This window comes from Micromonospora sp. NPDC005305 (assembly GCF_040607315.1).
GTDB lineage: Bacteria > Actinomycetota > Actinomycetes > Mycobacteriales > Micromonosporaceae > Micromonospora.
In genome coordinates this window covers 274,956-290,958 of sequence record NZ_JBEXGL010000008.1, presented here as the reverse complement: position 1 = coordinate 290,958, position 16,003 = coordinate 274,956, and the positions used below count along the sequence as shown (strand labels likewise).

Annotated in this window: 19 protein-coding genes and 3 pseudogenes; 9 read left to right on the top strand and 13 right to left on the bottom strand. The window is 75.1% G+C overall.

Annotated features, from left to right (window positions below; genetic code table 11):
• Positions 1 to 91 precede the first annotated feature (91 nt).
• Complete coding sequence (locus ABZS80_RS16870; RefSeq protein ID WP_355056702.1) at positions 92 to 1,195, bottom strand: hypothetical protein; 1,104 nt, start codon at positions 1,193 to 1,195, stop codon at positions 92 to 94.
• A gap of 160 nt (positions 1,196 to 1,355) precedes the next feature.
• Here ABZS80_RS16870 and ABZS80_RS16865 point away from each other — a divergent pair, with 160 nt between their 5' ends.
• Complete coding sequence (locus ABZS80_RS16865; RefSeq protein ID WP_355056700.1) at positions 1,356 to 1,814, top strand: GNAT family N-acetyltransferase; 459 nt, start codon at positions 1,356 to 1,358, stop codon at positions 1,812 to 1,814.
• A gap of 20 nt (positions 1,815 to 1,834) precedes the next feature.
• On the opposite strand, the gene ABZS80_RS16860 is transcribed toward ABZS80_RS16865, so the two are convergent.
• Positions 1,835 to 2,350 (bottom strand): 2'-5' RNA ligase family protein, encoded by a 516-nt coding sequence (locus tag ABZS80_RS16860; protein ID WP_151460797.1) that lies wholly within the window; start codon positions 2,348 to 2,350, stop codon positions 1,835 to 1,837.
• An 87-nt stretch (positions 2,351 to 2,437) separates the two neighbouring features.
• On the opposite strand from ABZS80_RS16860, the gene ABZS80_RS16855 reads away from it, so the two are divergent.
• Positions 2,438 to 2,947, top strand: a complete 510-nt coding sequence (locus ABZS80_RS16855; RefSeq protein ID WP_355056697.1) for a DinB family protein — start codon at positions 2,438 to 2,440, stop codon at positions 2,945 to 2,947.
• Here ABZS80_RS16855 and ABZS80_RS16850 read toward each other — a convergent pair.
• Entirely contained in the window at positions 2,917 to 3,150 is a 234-nt protein-coding gene (locus ABZS80_RS16850; RefSeq protein ID WP_355056695.1) for a hypothetical protein, read from the bottom strand. The genes ABZS80_RS16855 and ABZS80_RS16850 overlap by 31 nt on opposite strands.
• A 156-nt stretch (positions 3,151 to 3,306) precedes the next feature.
• On the opposite strand from ABZS80_RS16850, the gene ABZS80_RS16845 reads away from it, so the two are divergent.
• Together ABZS80_RS16845 and ABZS80_RS16840 are read left to right on the top strand one after the other, a co-directional pair.
• Positions 3,307 to 3,687, top strand: a complete 381-nt coding sequence (locus tag ABZS80_RS16845; RefSeq protein ID WP_355056693.1) for an SCP2 sterol-binding domain-containing protein — start codon at positions 3,307 to 3,309, stop codon at positions 3,685 to 3,687.
• On the top strand, positions 3,684 to 5,768 hold the full coding sequence (locus ABZS80_RS16840) for a glycogen debranching N-terminal domain-containing protein (protein ID WP_355056691.1): 2,085 nt from the start codon (positions 3,684 to 3,686) through the stop codon (positions 5,766 to 5,768). The genes ABZS80_RS16845 and ABZS80_RS16840 overlap by 4 nt, the downstream gene beginning before the upstream one ends.
• 25 nt (positions 5,769 to 5,793) lie before the next feature.
• On the opposite strand, the gene ABZS80_RS16835 is transcribed toward ABZS80_RS16840, so the two are convergent.
• The 3 genes from ABZS80_RS16835 to ABZS80_RS16825 form a co-directional block, all read right to left on the bottom strand.
• Positions 5,794 to 6,492 (bottom strand): Pr6Pr family membrane protein, encoded by a 699-nt coding sequence (locus tag ABZS80_RS16835; protein ID WP_355056689.1) that lies wholly within the window; start codon positions 6,490 to 6,492, stop codon positions 5,794 to 5,796.
• Between the two features lie 64 nt (positions 6,493 to 6,556).
• Complete coding sequence (locus ABZS80_RS16830) at positions 6,557 to 7,387, bottom strand: hypothetical protein (protein WP_355056687.1); 831 nt, start codon at positions 7,385 to 7,387, stop codon at positions 6,557 to 6,559.
• Between the two features lie 94 nt (positions 7,388 to 7,481).
• Positions 7,482 to 7,988, bottom strand: coding sequence for a DinB family protein (locus tag ABZS80_RS16825; RefSeq protein WP_355056685.1), 507 nt, complete (start codon positions 7,986 to 7,988; stop codon positions 7,482 to 7,484).
• Between the two features lie 118 nt (positions 7,989 to 8,106).
• On the opposite strand from ABZS80_RS16825, the gene ABZS80_RS16820 reads away from it, so the two are divergent.
• Positions 8,107 to 8,997: a DUF72 domain-containing protein gene (locus tag ABZS80_RS16820; RefSeq protein WP_355056683.1), complete on the top strand. Its 891-nt coding sequence runs from the start codon at positions 8,107 to 8,109 to the stop codon at positions 8,995 to 8,997.
• 59 nt (positions 8,998 to 9,056) lie between these two features.
• Complete coding sequence (locus ABZS80_RS16815; RefSeq protein WP_355056681.1) at positions 9,057 to 9,263, top strand: GTPase activator; 207 nt, start codon at positions 9,057 to 9,059, stop codon at positions 9,261 to 9,263.
• Between the two features lie 51 nt (positions 9,264 to 9,314).
• Here ABZS80_RS16815 and ABZS80_RS16810 read toward each other — a convergent pair whose 3' ends face one another.
• From ABZS80_RS16810 to ABZS80_RS16780, 7 genes and pseudogenes are all read right to left on the bottom strand, one after another.
• Positions 9,315 to 9,944 (bottom strand): hypothetical protein, encoded by a 630-nt coding sequence (locus ABZS80_RS16810; RefSeq protein WP_151460789.1) that lies wholly within the window; start codon positions 9,942 to 9,944, stop codon positions 9,315 to 9,317.
• A gap of 91 nt (positions 9,945 to 10,035) precedes the next feature.
• Positions 10,036 to 10,890: an alpha/beta fold hydrolase gene (locus tag ABZS80_RS16805; RefSeq protein ID WP_355056679.1), complete on the bottom strand. Its 855-nt coding sequence runs from the start codon at positions 10,888 to 10,890 to the stop codon at positions 10,036 to 10,038.
• Between the two features lie 57 nt (positions 10,891 to 10,947).
• Positions 10,948 to 11,127 (bottom strand): annotated as a pseudogene (locus ABZS80_RS16800) (phosphoheptose isomerase); the annotation flags it as partial.
• Positions 11,127 to 12,344: a glycosyltransferase gene (locus ABZS80_RS16795; RefSeq protein ID WP_355056677.1), complete on the bottom strand. Its 1,218-nt coding sequence runs from the start codon at positions 12,342 to 12,344 to the stop codon at positions 11,127 to 11,129. The gene ABZS80_RS16795 and the pseudogene ABZS80_RS16800, both read right to left, overlap by 1 nt.
• A pseudogene (locus ABZS80_RS16790) lies at positions 12,329 to 12,588 on the bottom strand (glycosyltransferase family 1 protein); the annotation flags it as partial. The gene ABZS80_RS16795 and the pseudogene ABZS80_RS16790, both read right to left, overlap by 16 nt.
• 79 nt (positions 12,589 to 12,667) lie before the next feature.
• Positions 12,668 to 13,390 carry a carbamoyltransferase C-terminal domain-containing protein gene (locus tag ABZS80_RS16785; protein WP_355056675.1) on the bottom strand — a complete coding sequence of 241 codons (723 nt, stop codon included), beginning with the start codon at positions 13,388 to 13,390 and terminating at the stop codon, positions 12,668 to 12,670.
• Positions 13,391 to 13,559: 169 nt separating this feature from the next.
• Positions 13,560 to 14,222: pseudogene (locus tag ABZS80_RS16780) on the bottom strand (carbamoyltransferase N-terminal domain-containing protein); the annotation flags it as partial.
• Between the two features lie 311 nt (positions 14,223 to 14,533).
• Here ABZS80_RS16780 and ABZS80_RS16775 point away from each other — a divergent pair.
• From ABZS80_RS16775 to ABZS80_RS16765, 3 genes are read left to right on the top strand one after another with little or no spacing between them, the layout of a single operon-like run.
• Positions 14,534 to 14,929, top strand: a complete 396-nt coding sequence (locus ABZS80_RS16775; RefSeq protein WP_355056720.1) for a hypothetical protein — start codon at positions 14,534 to 14,536, stop codon at positions 14,927 to 14,929.
• Positions 14,926 to 15,363, top strand: coding sequence for an Rrf2 family transcriptional regulator (locus ABZS80_RS16770; RefSeq protein WP_151464518.1), 438 nt, complete (start codon positions 14,926 to 14,928; stop codon positions 15,361 to 15,363). The genes ABZS80_RS16775 and ABZS80_RS16770 overlap by 4 nt, the downstream gene beginning before the upstream one ends.
• Complete coding sequence (locus ABZS80_RS16765; RefSeq protein ID WP_355056673.1) at positions 15,363 to 15,995, top strand: methyltransferase domain-containing protein; 633 nt, start codon at positions 15,363 to 15,365, stop codon at positions 15,993 to 15,995. The genes ABZS80_RS16770 and ABZS80_RS16765 overlap by 1 nt, the downstream gene beginning before the upstream one ends.
• The last annotated feature ends 8 nt before the right edge of the window (positions 15,996 to 16,003 follow it).

The following is a 16,003-nucleotide window of genomic DNA, read 5'->3' as shown; positions in this document are numbered from 1 at the left end:
CAAAGGCACAAGGCCAGTCAGACGAAGGGTCACGCCTACCGCTGCCAGCTATCAGCTCATCACTGCTGAACCGACCCCACCAGCCTCACAGTCAGGCGAGCTGGAGGTTCCGCCAGGCGGTCGACTCCAGTGGGGGGTCGCCCAGCTGGTACTCGGCCCAGTTGTTCCAGTAGGCGACCGCGTCCACGTCGTTCTGCTGCCGCAGCCAGGTCACGTGGTCCCGCATGGCCTGCGCCCGGCCCGCGCCGGTGGTGTCGGCCGTGGTCCGGCTCAGCCCGTACTCGGGCACCAGCAGCCGGATCCCCGGGTACGCGGCGCGCACCTTGCCGAACGCCACCCCGAACATCCGCGCCACCGGCCAGTACGTCGCGGTGTCGCGGGAGTAGCAGTCCACGCCGTAGTGGGTCATGCCCGGGTAGCCCCAGTCGGTGGGGCTGCCGCGCCCCTCGTCCAGCCAGTAGCGGGTGACGATCGGGCCGTGCCCGAGGACCCAGCGCCGGTTCCGGTGGGCGGCGACGATCTGCGCGACCCGGGTGGCGGTGGTCCGGTACGTCGCCGGCGCCACATCGCCCATCGGCTCGTGGTACCAGGTCAGGTAGATCGGCCGGCTCAGCCCGTCCAGCCACCCGGTCAACTGCTCGACGTCGTCCTTCCACGACACGTGCATGACGGCCGACGGGGCGTCGACGAACTTGCCGGCGTTCAGCGGCGGCAGCTCCGGCAGGGCGTCCGCGTCGCCGCCGTCCGTGCCGAAGTCGCGCATGTAGCGGATGCCGGGGTACTCGGCCACCGCCCGCTGGGTCCGCGCCCCCTTCTCGGTGCTCATCCCGACCAGCAGCGGCACGGTCAGGGTCGTGGCGGCCGTGCCGGTCCGGCCGGCGGCGTCCCGCGCCGTGGCGGTCAGCGTCACCGTGCCGCGCCCGGCCAGCACGGTGACGGTGAAGCGGGTGGGGTCGGTGGGGTTCGGCGTGACCGTCACTCCGGGCGAGGTGCTGCCGAGCTGGATGGTCAGCGGCACGCTGAGATCCACCCGCACCGGGCTGTCCCAGGCGGCGCCCGTCGGGTCGCTGACCCGGCCGGAGAGGGTCAGCAGCCGCGAGTCGGGATGGTAGGCATCGACGCGGACGGTGGTGGACTGACCGGGCAGCAGGACGGTCGGATCGGCGGTGACGGAACGGATGACGGGTGCGGCCATGGGATGCCTCCGAAGGCGTGCTCGTGGCGCTCCGGCCGCACGTCCTCGGGTGGCCAGGACGGCCTTGACCTGCTCTTTTACCAGCTTGCGTCGGTCTGGCGGCATCGCCATCAGCGGCGGCAGATGGCGCAAAACCCGGTCCCGGCCGCATCCTGGACGAGTGAAGATCACCGTACGGGAGCTGACCGGGTCGGACTGGCCGCGGCTGTGGCCGATGCTGCGCGACATGGGCGCCGGCGACGAGCCCGCCGAGGTCCACCGGGAGCGGTTCCTCCTGCTGCTCGCCGACCCGCGCTGGGCGCTGCTCGGCGCCGTCGACGACGACGGGCTGAGCGGGTACGCCGCCGCCCAGGACCACGGGCCGCACCTGCGCTCCGGCGACGCGCACCGCACGGTCCGCCTGCACGACCTGTACGTACGCCCGGATCGGCGGCGGAGCGGCGTGGGCCGCGCGCTGCTGACGGCGGTGTCGGAGTGGGCGGCCGGGCGGGCCCGCCACCTGGAGTGGCAGGCCCACCGGGAGCGGGCGGCGCCCTTCTACGAGCGGCTCGGCCACCGCGGCGACCCCTGCCCGCAGCCCGACTACCCGACCTTCCTGGTCGACTTCGGGCCGCGCTGACCAGGCGCGAGGGGTGGGAGTCAGTCGAGCGGGTGGGAGATGCCCCGGGCGTGGTCGGTGACGGCGGCGCCGACCACCGTGGCGGTCACCGGGAGCACCTCCAGGCAGCGGCGCACCGCCGCGGCCATCAGCGCGTTCGGCACCCGCATGGACAGCGTGCAGTGGGGCACCCAGCGGCCCGGCTGGTAGTGCTCCACCAGGCCGATGCCGGCGCGGGTCAGCCGCTCGTGCACGGCGCCGTGGTGGGCCAGCAGCTCCGGCGTGGGGGCCGGCCCGAGCCAGAGGACCCGCCCGACGAACTGCCCGGCGTGCTGGAACTCCAGCCGCAGCGGGGCGGCCACCACCATCCCGGCGAGCGCCTCGGCGACCCGGTGCGGGTCGAGACGCGGCGCGACCGCCAGCGAGACGTGCGGCCGGTGCCGCTGCTCCAGCAGCGACCTCATGCTCTGCACGCCCTCGGCCTCCAACGCGTCCCAGAGCACCCGGATCCGCCGGGTGGCGTCGGTGTCGAGATACAGCTCCAGCGCCGCGACCACACGATCAACCCTAAGGGGGCGAGGTTTGCCGCCCGGCCTGGGCGGTACTGCCCCCCGTGGCACCGACGGCGGAGGAGCGTGGAACCTGTGGACGTGAACGACCTGCTGACCGAGGCGTACGGCCGGCTGCCCGACCTGGTGGCGGGGGCGCTGGACGGGCTGAGCCCGGAACAGTTGCGGCAGGCCCCGGCCGCCGGGGCGAACCCGGTGGGCTGGCTGGTCTGGCACCTCACCCGCATCCAGGACCACCACGTCAGCGACGTGATGGGGGAGGAGCAGCTCTGGGTCGGCGGCGACTGGGCGGGGCGCTGCGGGCTGGCCGCCGACCCGGACGACACCGGCTACGGGCACGGCCCCGAGCAGATCGCCCGGGTGCGGCCGGCGGACGGCGGGGTGCTGCTCGACTACCACCGGGCGGTGGTGGACCGGACCCGGGCGTACCTGCGCGGGCTGCGCCCGGCCGACCTGGACCGGGTGGTCGACGAGAACTGGGACCCGCCCGTCACGCTCGGGGTGCGGCTGGTGAGCGTGCTGGACGACGACCTCCAGCACGTCGGCCAGGCCGCCTACGTGCGCGGGCTCATCCAGCGGGGCTGACGGCCGCGCGGGCGCGGCGCAGCGCGAGCAGGTGGAACAGGGTGCCGTCGGCGGTGCTGCCGGGTCACCGCCGTGTCGGCGACCAGCAGGGCCAGCTCGCCGAGCCCGAGCAGGGCGTGCCCGGTCACCCCCTGCTCCCAGGACTGGCGCTGCATGGCGAGCAGCGCGGCGAGCACCCGGTCGGTCGTGGCGTCCCCGGTCATCCCCATTTCCTCCGCAGTACCCGACTTCCGCCCCGGCGCACCGGCCCAACTCACCCCGACGGGGTGAGTTGAGCTCACCCGACCGGTGGGGATCCTGCCGGAGCGGGGTGGAGCTGCCCGGCGACCGGCCGTGAACGATGACACGGGGAGGGACCCATGAGCGCCTCGGTGGCGGAGGAGTACCTGGCCCGGCAGGTCGCCGGCCGGCACCCCGAACTGCCGGAGACCACCGGCGGCACGATCCGGCTGGACCTGCGCGAGGGGGCGCGGACCGAACACTGGTATCTGACGATCGACCACCAGGAGGTCCGGGTGGCCCGCCTGGCGGAGGAGGCCGACCTGGTGGTCCGCGCCGACCGGGAGGTGTTCGACCGGGTCGCCGCCGGGCGGCTGCACATGATTGCGGAGCTGCTGCGCAACGACTTCACCGTGCAGGGCAACCTGCGGCTGCTGCCGTCGCTGCGCCGGCTCTTCCCGGGCCCGCCCGGCGCCCGGCACCCCCGCGAGATGGGCTGCCCCCGGGTGGGGACGCGATGAAGGAACTGGTGGCCGTCCTCGCCGGCAACACCTTCGCGCTCAGCGACGCGCAGGGCGACATGGAGATCGAGCCGTACGCCCCGATCGGGCTGTTCTCGTTCGACACCCGCTTCCTGTCCCGCTGGGTGCTCACCGTCGACGGGGAACGGCTGAACGCGCTGTCCCGGGACGAGCTGGCCTACTTCGAGACCCGGTTCGTGCTGGTTCCGGGCGCCGCCAGCCACTACGTGGACGCCGACGTCTCGGTGCTCCGGCACCGGTCCATCGACGACAGCTTCAACGAGCGGCTCACCGTGCTCAACCATTCCGCCGAGCCCGCCGAGTTCACCGTGCGGATGGAGATCGGCAGCGACTTCGCCGACACCGCCGAGATCCTCCGGCCCGGGCCGCGCCGGCCGATGGTCGTCGCCGACGCGGACCACCGGCAGCTGAGGATCTGCTACGAGCGGGACCGGTTCGGCCGGGAGACCGTCGTCTCCAGCACCGCGCCCGTGGAGGTCGACCAGCGGGGCATGACCTTCCGGATCCGGGTCGCCCCGAACGGCGCCTGGCACACCGACCTGCACATCGGCATGATCATTCACGGCGCCGGGGGGCGGGACCTGCGGTCCAGCCTCGAGGCCCACCGCCGGCACATCCGCCAGGACATGCGCGAGGACCTGGCCCGCTGGTTCGACCACGCGCCGCAGCTCGTCGCCGAGCGGGAGGCGCTGACGACGGCGTACGAACAGGCGCTGACCGACCTGGCCTCGTTGCGGTACCAGCCGCTGTCGTCCACCGATCGGGTGCCGGTGGGTGGGCTGCCCTGGGCCATGGCGGTCTACGGCCGGGACGCCCTCGTCACCTGCCTGGAGACGCTGCCGTTCACCCCGGAGCTCACCCCGGCGACGTTGCGCCTACTCGCCCTGCTCCAGGGCGGGCAGCTCGACGACCACCACGACGAGGAGCCCGGGAAGATCCTGGCCGAGCTGCGGTACGGCGAGTCGGCCGCCTTCGACGAGCAGCCCACCGGGGCGTACTACGGCGCGGCGGACACCACGCCGCTGTTCGTGATCCTGCTCGACGAGTACGAGCGCTGGTCCGGCGACGCCGACCTGGTCCGGGAACTGCGTCACCCGGCCCGGATGGCGCTGGACTGGCTCGACGAGTACGGCGACGCGTGCGGCGACGGCTACATCCGCTACCAGCCGCGCAACACGGTCAACGGGGTGGCCAACCAGACCTGGCGCAACTCGCCGGAGGCCATCGTCGACCGGGACGCCGTCCCGCCGCCGTACCCGCGGGCGACCTGCGAGCTGCAGGGGTACGCCTACGACGCGAAGATCCGCGGCGCCCGGCTGGCCCGGGAGTTCTGGGGCGACCCTGGTTACGCCGACCGGCTGGAGGCCGAGGCCGCACGGCTGCGCGAGCGGTTCAACCGGGACTTCTGGCTGCCGCACCGGGGCTACTACGCGCTGGCCCTGACCCCGGACGGGGAGCCGGTCGACGCGCTCACCTCCAATCTCGGGCACCTGCTCTGGAGCGGCATCGTCGAGCCGGAGCGGGCCGACGCGCTGGCCGCGCACCTGTGCGGCCCCGAACTGTTCTCCGGCTGGGGGGTGCGCACCTACGCCACGGGGCAGCGGCCGTACAACCCGGTCGGGTCGCACCTCGGCGCGGTCTGGCCGTCGGACAACGCGCTCGTCGCGGCGGGCCTGCGCCGCTACGGGTACGACGCCGAGGCGGCCCAGGTCGCGGCCGGCATGTTCGCCGCGGTGGAGACGCTCGGCGGCTCAGTGCCGGAGGCGATCGCCGGCTACCCGCGCGAGGTCACCACGTACCCGGTCCAGCTGCCGGCGGCCGGCCGGCCGCAGTCGTGGGCCTCCGGCGGCCTGCTGATGCTGCTCCGCACCATGCTGGGGCTGCGCCCGTGCGGGGAGAACCTGCTGGTGAACCCGTACGTCCCCGACGGCTACGGCCGGATCGAGCTGCTGGACGTGCCGGGGCGCTGGGGGCGGGCCGACGCCTACGGCCGCGACCGCACCACCGCACGGCGGGTCCGGGTCGGCGGCGCGATCGGCCAGCGGCTCGGCGGCGGGTGACCGACGACCGCTCCGACGCCGCCGGTCAGCGGGGTCCGGCCGCGCTCTCCTCCGGTGCGACGGCCGGCGCCGGGGCCGGCTCGGCCGGCACGCCGCGGACCCGCCCGGCCAGCCCCCGGTCGACGCCGACGAGGAGGAGGCCGAGCAGCCAGAACGCGACGGCGAAGAAGAGCGCGCTGAGCCCCACACCGCCGTAGCCGAGCTGGCCGACGTCGAGGAACGGGTACGGGTAGCGGTGCACGACCAGGCCCCGCACCAGGGCGAAACCGAGGTACCCGACCGGGAACGCCAGCCACCACGCGGCGTACCGGGGGCGCAGCCGGCCACGCCGGTCGAACAGCGCCCAGTCGGCGACGGCCAGCAGCGGCACCACGGTGTGCAGGAACTGGTTGCCCCACCACTCGCCCGGCCCGCGGTGCGGCTGAACCATCGCGAACGGGCTGGCCGGGTTGGCCAGCACCAGGTGGTAGACGGTGCCGGTGATGGCGATGTAGAGGGTCACGGCGCCCTTGAGCACGCTCGGCGGCTCCGGGCGGCCCTGCCAGGCCCGCCAGGCGGCGTAGCCGGCGAAGACGCCGACCGCAACGTTGCTCTGGATGGTGAAGTACGGCAGCAGGCCGGTCACCGTGGCCGGGCCGAGCGCGGTGAGCACGATGCCGGCCACCACGCCGACCACGACGGCCAGGCGGAAGGGGATCGCCAGTCGGCGACGCCGCGGAGTCACCGGCGCACGCTACCAGCCGGTCCGGTGGCGATCACCGGACGAGCGCCGCCGGCGGGGCGAGGGGTCAGCGCCGGGAGGGGCGGACCGACGCGGGTGTCCGCGCGGGCGGCTTGCCCGGCCGGGTGGTCGGCGCGAGACCGGCCCTCGAGGTGCTGGAGGTGGGCTCGGGCCGACCGGTGAGGCGGGTGGTCGGTCCGGTGCCGGGGGGTTGCGTCGGGTCGGCGCTCGGCGCGGGCGGTGTCGGGTTGCCGCCGCTCGCCTCGTCCTTGCCGTGCAGCAGCCCGTCGCAGTAACCGGGGACCCGGTCCGGTCCGCCGGCGGCCGCGACCAGGGCGGCGAAGGGCGGCGCCTCCAGGGCGCGCCCCCGGTCCGCGCCGTTCTTCGCCCGGTAGGCGGTGCAGAGCCCGGCCAGCGCGGACGGGCTGGCCGACCGGTCGGTCGGACCGGGGGGCGGGGTCGGGGTGGGGGCAGGTGTGCTCGGACGGCTCGGGTCGGCAGCCGGCGTGGCCGGCCCGCCGGTGCCGGCGCCGGGGGACGGCGTCAGGCCGGCGCCGCCACCGCCGCGGGTCGGGCCGGGCAGGTTGCCGGTGACGGCGGCCAGGGCCACACCGCCGGTGGCGGTCGCGAGCAGGGCGGCCAGGGCGAGCTTGGCGCCGAGCAGCCCGGCGTGGAGCCGTCGCGGGGGACGGGACACCGCCACGGGGACCGCGCCGCCGGCCCGCGCCACGCGGAACGCCTGGACGGCCGCCCCCTCGCCGACGAGTTCATGCGGGCGGGGAGCGGCGCGGACGGCGGCGAGGAACCGGACGAGCACCCGCGGACCGTCCTGTGCCTCGGCGACGGTGCCGACGAGCAGACGCTCGGCGGTCTCCTGGTCCATGCGGTGTCCGTTCATCTCGTGTCCCTCAGCGCCGCCACCGGTCATGGCGTCACACCGGAACCCGCCGCCCGCACCGTGAGGGCGGGTGATGTCGGTCACCGAGCGCCGGTCAACCCATGGTCTTCGCCCCGTCGATCGACTCCCGGATGATGTCGGCGTGCCCGGCGTGCTGCGCGGTCTCGGCGATGAGGTGCAGCAGCACCCGGCGCACCGACCAGCTCGCGCCCGGCTCGAACCAGGGCGCGCTCGGCAGCAGGTGCGCGGCGTCGAGGTCGAGCGTGGCGAGCAGGTCGTCGGTCTCGGCAGCCACCCGGTCGAACTCGGCGAGCAGCCCGGCGAGCGTCTCGCCCTCGGTCATCCGGAACTGGCCGGTCCAGTCGACCGGCTCGCTCTGCATCGCCTCGGCGCCGCCCACCGCGAACCGCATCCACCGGTGCTCGCAGAGGGTCACGTGCTTGACCAGGCCGCCGAGGCAGAGCTCGCTTGCCGTGCTGCGCTGGGCGGCCTGCTCGTCGTCGAGACCAGCCACGGTCTGCCGGAGGAGGCCGCGGTGTCGCTGGAGAGTGGTGAGCAATTCGGCCCGCTCGCCGGTGAGGACCTGGTCGGAGACGCTCATGCCGCCCGCCTTTCGCTTGAGGACGGGGGACACCGTACGACCCGACACCGACACTTTCCTGCTCCACACCGCACGTCCCGAGTTGCCGTTTCGTCCGGATCGCGATGCACTGAATCACATGGGGGTCATCAAGGTGGGTACGTCCTCCTGGGCCGACCAGATGCTGGTCCGCTCCGGCTGGTATCCCCGTGCGGTCAACACCCCGGCCGGCCGGCTCGGCTGGTACGCCGAACGGTTCGGTCTGGTCGAGGTGGACACGTCGTACTACGCGATCCCGGCGCCGGAGATCACCGCGGGCTGGGCGGCCGCCACCCCGCCGGGCTTCACCTTCGACGTCAAGGCGTTCCGCCTCTTCACCGGCCACCACACCCCGGTCGACGCGCTGCCCCGGGACCTGCGCCCGGCCGGTGGCCCGAGCCGGATCCGCTGGCGGGACCTGTCCGCCGGGGCGTACGACGCGCTCTGGGACCGGTTCCACGCGGCGCTGGCGCCGCTCGCGGCGGCCGATCGGCTCGGCGCCGTGCTGCTGCAGTTCCCACCCTGGCTGGCCCGCGGCGACGCGGCCCGGCAGCGGATCCTGTCCGCGGCCCGGCGATGCCGGCCCTGGCCGGTGACCGTCGAGCTGCGACACTCCTCCTGGTTCACCGAGGACGCCGTGGTCGACACCGTGACCTTCCTGCGGGAGCACGGCCTGGGCTACGTCTGCGTGGACATGCCCCAGGGGCACGTCTCCTCGGTGCCGCCGATCCTCGTGGCCACCGCCGACCTGGCCGTGGTCCGGTTCCACGGGCACAGCACGGCCTGGGAGAGCGGCGACAAGCAGGAGAAGTTCCGCTACGCCTACGGCGACGAGGAACTGCGGCGCTGGTCCGTGCTGCTGCGCGACCTCGGCGACCAGTGCGCCGAGCTGCACGTCCTGCTGAACAACTGCTGCGGCGACCAGGCCCAGCGGGACGCCGCCCGGCTGGCCGGGCTGCTCGGCGTCGCGCCCGCCACCACCCCCGCCTGAGGTTTCCGCCGGCACGCCCCGGGTACCGGCGCTCGGAGGACCGACAGCGAGGGGGACGCGTGGACGAGCGACGGGACGAGCCCGGCGGCCTGGCGCGGGACGGCCGGGATCCCCGGGCGACCCGGGAGGCCGAGGAGGCACACGGCGGCAGCATGGCCCCGGGCCTGGTGGACGACACCGGGCGCCCGGTGGCCGAGCCGCCCGTGCCGGAGAACGAGCCGTCGGCGCTGGGCCGGCCGGGGGAAGAGGACGGCACCGGTTCCTGACCGGATGGTCGACGCCCGGGGCGACCGCCCCGGGCGTCGGTCATCCGCGGATCACCTGCCGGCCATGGCCATCGGTCGCTTGGTCGCGCCCATTCCGGCCATCTTGCCGATCGCCATCGGGGCGCTCGCCAGCCCGCCGGCCCGGTTGAGCAGGCCCCGGAACACCTGTCCCGGCTTCTGCTGCTCACCCATGTACGCCGAGACCACCACCAGCGCGCCGGTCATCGCCGGGATGGCCCACTGGAGCAGCTTCATCTGCCGCTGCGAGGAGGCGACGTTCGCCGGCGTCTGGTAGTTCGGCTCGGTGGCCCCCTCGACGGGCGGCCCGCCCGCCTTCTGCAGCCGCATGCCGAGCAGCCGGCTGTAACCGGTCACCGCCAGCGCGCCCACGGTCAGCGCGGTCTTCACGGTGCTCATCTTGGCCACTCCGGACTGGCTGGCCACCCGTGGGCTCTCGGTTACCAGCTCGCCGACCGCGCCGGCCAGGTGCGCGCCGATCGCGGCCGCGTTGACCGGGGTCCAGCGCGCCCAGCCGGCCGAGGCGACCGGCAGCCGTTGGGTCGAGTCGTCGATCTTCGCCGCCGCGCCGTTGACGCCGAGCGCCCCCATCAGTGAGCCGCCGAACCAGGCCGCCAGGCCCAGGTCGTGCATCGAGCGCAACGCGGTGTGCCGTTCGGACATCTGATCCCCCTCCGCCGTGTTCGGGCGGTGCGGCTTACCCACCTTTCGCGCGGCTACGCACCCGTTTTCCGGGCACGGCGGCCCGGCCGGGTCAGCGGGGCAGCGCGGTGGCGAACGCGGCGATCCGGGCGGCCAGCGGGGCGGCGGCGCGCACCCAGGTGAAGTGGTCCAGCGGGGCGCCCGCCTCGGCGACGGTGTAGCGGTGCCGCGTCACCGGGGCGGCGGTGAGCTTGCCGCAGAGGTGGTCCATCGTCTCGTGCGGCGTGTACTGGTCGTCGTCGACGCTGACCGCGAGCACCGGGGTGCGGACCCGCCGGACGGCCGCCTCGGCGTCGACCCCGTCCAGCGCCGGGAAGCGCCCGGTCCGCGCGGTGTACGCCCAGTCCCGGATCACCCCGCGCGCCTGCCGGCCGCCGAACCCCCAGCCGGGCCAGACGCCGAGCAGCCGGGCGACCGCCGCGATGCCCTGGGTGTACGGGAGCACACCCCAGCCGCGCGGCCCCGGGTACCCGCGCCACCACGGGACGCCCACCGCCACCAGGGCCAGCGCGTCCACCCGGTCGGCGTCGTGCAGCGCCTGGTGCAGCACCGCGACCTGCCCGCCCAGCGAGTGCCCGAGCAGCAGCCGGGTCCGGCCGTCCAGCCGGGGCTTGAGCGCGTCGAGCACCGCGCCGACGTCGGTGGCCAGCTCGGCGTAGCCGTACCGGCAGGTGCGGGCGGGGGCCGGCGTGCTCTCGCCGGTGCCGCGCAGGTCGGCCACGACGACGGCCAGGCCGGCGTCGCGCAGCGCGGCGGCGAACGGCCGGTAGTAGCGGGCGCGGACGCCCATGGCGGGCCAGATCACCACGACGGGCGCGCCGGGCGGCCCGTCCGGCTCCGGGTAGACCTGGACGCCGATCCGCGCCCCGTCGACGTCCACGAACTCCTGCGTGTACTCCCCGCTCACCGGCTCAGCCTACGGCCGAAGGCTACCGGCGGGTAGCAAGGGGTCGGCCCGCCGCCTGAGGTGTTGGGCCTCGGCGGCGCTGCCGCCGTTGCCGGCCACCAGCAGCCGCCCGCCCCGGGCCAGTGTCCAGGCCAGCTCGATGCCCCAGCCCGCCAGCCGCTCGGCCTCCCGCCGGTACGGCAGCAGCGCCGCGGCCAGCCCGGAGAGGTGGGCGTCGAGGGTGTCGTGGCGGGTCATCAGGCCACCGCCGACGCCGGCCGGGACACCGTGGCCAGCGCGGCGTAGACCGCACCGAGCTGTTCGGCGCAGCGCTTCCAGGAGTACCGGCTGCGGACCCGGTCCAGCGCGGCCGTGGCGTACGCGAACCGGCGGACCCGGTCGGTGAGGAGCCGACGCAGCGCGGTGCCGAGCGCGCGGGGGTCGCGCGGCGGCACGAGGTCGCCGGTGAGCCCGTCCACGACGCTGTCCGCGATGCCGCCCACGTTGGTGCCGATCACCGGCACGCCGCAGGCCATCCCCTCCAGGGGGGTGAGCCCGAACGGCTGGTACCACGGGGCCGCGACCAGCACGTCCGCCGAGCGGTACCAGGTCGGCATCTCCTCGCGCGGCACCGCGCCGACCAGCTTCACCCGGTCGGCCACACCGCACGACTCGGCCAGCGCGGACAGCCTCCGGGCGAACGCGTCGGCGGGGAGCAGGTCGGCCTGCGGGCCGCCGACCACCACGCACTCGGCGTCCGGCACCGCGGGCAGCGCCCGCACCACGTCCAGGAAGCCCTTCCGCTCCACCATCCGGCCGACGGTGAGGATGCGGGGGCGGGCGGGGTCGCGGGGGGCGACCGGGCCGTCCGGGCGGAACACGGCCTGGTTGACGCCGGACGGGACCAGTGCCATCCGGGACCGGGGCACGCCCATCCGCACCAGCTCGGCGACCTCGTCCTCGCACTGCACGACGACCCGGTCCACGGCCCGGCCGAGTGCCCGCTCGTAGCCGATCCGCCCTGGTGGACTGGTGTCCCGCGCGCCCTGGTGCCGGCGCTTGACCGTGCCGAGCGCGTGGTACGTGAGCACCGTCGGCACCCCGGTCCGCCGGCCGGCGTGCACGGTGGCCAGGCCGCTCATCCAGAAGTGCGCGTGCGCCACGTCCGGGTGCCAGCCGCCGCGCCGCCACGAGTCCGCGAGCCAGCTGCCGAACTCGCCCATGTACGGCAGCAGCTCGTCCTTCGGCACGCGCTGCGCTGGGCCGGCCGGCACGTGGCACACCTGGTAGCCGTCCGAGGTGGACACGACCTCGGGCAGGGCGGCGGAGTCCCGACGGGTGTAGACGCGGACGTCGTGCCCCTCGCCGACGAGCGCGGCCGCGAGTTCGGCCAGGTGGGTGTTCTGACCGCCGGCGTCCTCCTCGCCCAAGGCGGCGAGGGGGCTGGCGTGCTCCGAAATCATCGCGATGCGCATGTCTCCTCCTCCATGATCCGGTCCCAGTCGGCGAGGAACCGGTCGAGCCCGAAGCGTTCCTTCGTCACCTCGCGTGCCCGCGCCCCCAGCCGGTACGCGGCGTCGCGGTCCTCGGCCAGCCAGCGGGCCGCCTCGACGAGCGTGTCGACGCGGGTGGAGAGCACCCCCGCGTCGGGTGGCACGGCGTCCACGGCCTCGGTGGTGGCCAGCGCGACCACCGGCATGCGATGGTCATGGCCTCGACAGCTCGTCGAGCTGGCCGGCGAGGGCGTCCAGCAGGACGGCCAGGCTCGGCCGGCCCAGGGTGGGCACGACGACGCTGATCACCGGGCACCGCCCAGCGCGCGGCGGTGCACCGCGAACGGGCCGAGGGCGAGCAGGTCCACCGGGGCGGAGCCGAACAGCTCCATGGCCTCGCGGGGGGTGTCCACCATGGGCCGTCCGGCGGTGTTCAGCGAGGTGTTCACCACGACGGGCAGGCCGGTGCGCCGCTCGAACTCGGCCAGCAGCTCGGCCACCAGCGGCTCGGTCTCCGGGTGCACGGTCTGCACCCGGGCGGTCCCGTCGACGTGGGTGACCGCCGGGATGCGGTCCCGCCACTCCGCCCTCACCCGGTGCACGAAGAGCATGTACGGGCTGGGGTAGACGCCGTCGAACAGGTCCGCGAAGCGTTCCGCGCGGACCATCGGGGCGATCGGCCGGAACTGCTCCCGGCCCTTGACGTCGTTCATCCGCCGGGTGGTGTCCGGGTCGCCGGGGTGGGCCGGCAGCGACCGGTGGCCGAGCGCCCGCGGGCCGTACTCGCTGCGCCCCTGGTGCCAGGCCACGATGCCGTTGTCGGCGAGCACCCGGGCGGCCTCGGCGGCGATCGACGCCGGCCGGCTGTACGGCAGCGCGGCCCGCCGCAGCTCCGCCTCCAGCTCGTCGTCGGACCAGCCCCGGCCCAGGTCCGCACCCACCATGGGGGTGGACGGGTCGCCCAGCTTGCCGGCCACGTGCAGCGCCGCGCCGAGGGCCGTGCCGGCGTCGCCGGCCGCGGGCTGCACCCAGACGTCCCGGTACGGCCCCTCGGCCGCGAATGACCTCCTCCAGCCGTGCCTGGACGCTGGAGGCCAGGTCGGCGTGCTCCTCGGTCAGCTCGCCTCCGGCGGCGACCGCCTTGGCCATGCCGGCCCAGTCGATCCGCTCGACCTGGAAGCCGCCGTCGTCGGTGACCCGGACCAGGTCGCGGAGCAGGCCCAGGTGCTTCGGCCGGCCGTAGGAGGCCAGCGCCATGACCTTGTACTCGTCGCTGGAGTGCAGGAAGCCCAGGTGCCGGGTGAGGTCCTCGTAGAGCAGGCCGAGCGAGTGGGGGAGCTGCTGGGAGTGCAGCGACGACAGCTGGCCGTCGCGGTAGACACCGGCCAGGTGGCTGGCCACCTCGCCACGCCCGTCGAGCACCAGCACCGCGGTGTCGTCGCCGGCCGCCGGGGCGGCCAGGCCGGCGGAGGCGGCGTGCGCGACGTGGTGCGGCACGAACCGCACCCGGTCCGGGTCGAGGCCGGGCAGGGCGGCGGCGAGGAACTGCGGGGCCCGCCGGGCGTAGTCGACCCGCAGCCAGTCCCACGGGTCGCTGAGGCCCAGCTCGGCCGCGTCGCGGCAGAGGCCGGGGTCGAACGAGTACGCGACCGCGTCGAGGCTGTCCACGTCGATCCCCGCGCTGGCCAGGCACCACGCGGCGGACAGCTCGCGCAGCTCCCAGGCCGAGAACGGGACCGGGCGCTTGCCGTGCTTGCGCCGGCTGAACCGCTCCTCCTCGGCGGCGGCCACCATCCGGCCGTCGACCACCAGGGCGGCCGCGGGGTCGTGGAAGATCGCGTTTATTCCCAGGACGCGCATGAGTGGTCCCTACCCTGGCGATCAGGACCTAACCTGTAGATCATCGACTTCTCGGAGAAGTCGAATCTCCGGTGTGGACCTCCCGATTCGGGACCAAAGCCCCTGGTCGGCGGGGCGGTAAGCGGCGAAGGTGGGCACAGCGGCGCAGTTGCCTCCGGCTCCGGCGCCCCGTGCCCGCACCATCCGACCCGGAGGTGTTTGACCTGCTGGTGATTCCGGACGCCCGCCACGCGCTGCACGCCGACGAGGACCCGGTGGTGCTGCTCACGGTCGCCCGCGGATGAGCACCGTCCGGCCGCTGCGCGCCCCCGGTGCCGGGCCTGCCGTCGAACCTGCCTCCGGCCGGCCCGCCGCCGGCCCCGCCTCCGGTCGTCCCGCCCCCGGCCGGGTGTCGCCGCGAACGGGCCCTGCTCAACGACCTCGCGTCGGTGGCGCAGAGCCTGCTCATGGTGTTCGTGGTGGCCACCGTCGCCGAGGTCCCGCCGGCCGAGCTGGTCGGGGTGGCGGCGGCGGTCGGCGCGTACCTGGCCGGCACGGTGCTGTACGTCAAGACGATGATCCGGGAGATGGCCGGCACCCTGCTGGTGCTCGGAAGATGCCTCTTCAGGGTCGAAGGTCCCGGGACCGGCGTGGCCAGGATCACCGTCGCGAACGGGCTGGTCGGCCCGTGTCGCGGCGGGCGCGCGCTGGCTAGGGTCGAGGCGTGAAGCTCAACCGGTCGACCGACATGGCCCTGCGGATCGCCATGCTGACCGCCGCGTCTCCGGCCCGGACCACCGTGGACGAGCTCGCCACCCAGCTGGCGTTGCCGCGCAGCCACGTGGCCAAGGTGGTGCAGCGCCTGCAGCGGCTCGGCGTGCTGGTGACCATCCGGGGCCGGTCCGGCGGGGTGGCCTTCGCCGAGCCCGCCGGGGAGCTGACCGTCGGCCACGTGGTGCGGGCCTTCGAGGGCGACGACGAGGTGGTCAACTGCGAGCAGCCGGCGTGCCCGCTGGTCGCCGGCTGCCGGCTGCGCGGCGAACTGCGCCGCGCCCAGGCCGCCTTCCTCGCCGTGCTCGACGGGGTACGCCTCGGCGACCTGGTCGACGGCGCGGCCGGTCCGCTGCTGCTCAGCCTTGGCGCCCCGGCAGTTCGCCCCTGATGGCGGTCTCACATCCGATCTTCGCCCGGGTCTTCGCCCGCGCCAGCGTCGCCATGGACCGGGCCGGTGCCGCCGCCCACCGCCGTCGCCTGGTCACCGGGCTGCGCGGCCGGGTGGTCGAGGTGGGCGCCGGCAACGGGCGGAACCTCCCGCACTATCCGCCGACCGTGACCGGGGTGCTCGCCGTGGAGCCCGAGCCGCGGTTGCGCGCCCTCGTCCGGGCCGCCGCGCCCGACGCCCGCGTGCCGGTGACCGTGGCGGCCGGCCTGGCCGAGGCGCTGCCGGTCGCGGACGCGAGCGCCGACGCGGTGGTCCTGTCGCTCGTGCTCTGCTCGGTGCCGGACCAGGCGGTGGCGCTGCGCGAGGCGCGCCGGGTGCTCCGCCCGGGCGGGCAGCTCCGCTTCTACGAGCACGTCGTCGCGGAGACCCCCGGGCTGCGCCGGGCCCAGCGCCTGGCCGACGCCACGCTCTGGCCACTGTGCTGCGCCGGCTGCCACACGGCCCGGGACACCGTGGCGGCGATCCGCGCCGCCGGGTTCACGGTGGTCGAGCTGGACCGGTTCCGCTTCCCGCCGAGCGGAATGCCGGGACCGGCGTCGCCGCACGTGCTCGGCACGGCCGTCCGTTCCTGACCCGCGCG

Coding starts and splice junctions, on each gene's coding strand:
- ABZS80_RS16870 (WP_355056702.1), bottom strand. CDS start 1,195: ATGGCCGCACCCGTCATCCGTTCCGTCACCGCCGATCCGACCGTCCTG.
- ABZS80_RS16850 (WP_355056695.1), bottom strand. CDS start 3,150: ATGACCGGGGACGCCACGACCGACCGGGTGCTCGCCGCGCTGCTCGCC.
- ABZS80_RS16845 (WP_355056693.1), top strand. CDS start 3,307: ATGAGCGCCTCGGTGGCGGAGGAGTACCTGGCCCGGCAGGTCGCCGGC.
- ABZS80_RS16840 (WP_355056691.1), top strand. CDS start 3,684: ATGAAGGAACTGGTGGCCGTCCTCGCCGGCAACACCTTCGCGCTCAGC.
- ABZS80_RS16830 (WP_355056687.1), bottom strand. CDS start 7,387: ATGAACGGACACCGCATGGACCAGGAGACCGCCGAGCGTCTGCTCGTC.
- ABZS80_RS16825 (WP_355056685.1), bottom strand. CDS start 7,988: ATGAGCGTCTCCGACCAGGTCCTCACCGGCGAGCGGGCCGAATTGCTC.
- ABZS80_RS16820 (WP_355056683.1), top strand. CDS start 8,107: ATGGGGGTCATCAAGGTGGGTACGTCCTCCTGGGCCGACCAGATGCTG.
- ABZS80_RS16810 (WP_151460789.1), bottom strand. CDS start 9,944: ATGTCCGAACGGCACACCGCGTTGCGCTCGATGCACGACCTGGGCCTG.
- ABZS80_RS16795 (WP_355056677.1), bottom strand. CDS start 12,344: ATGCGCATCGCGATGATTTCGGAGCACGCCAGCCCCCTCGCCGCCTTG.
- ABZS80_RS16765 (WP_355056673.1), top strand. CDS start 15,363: ATGGCGGTCTCACATCCGATCTTCGCCCGGGTCTTCGCCCGCGCCAGC.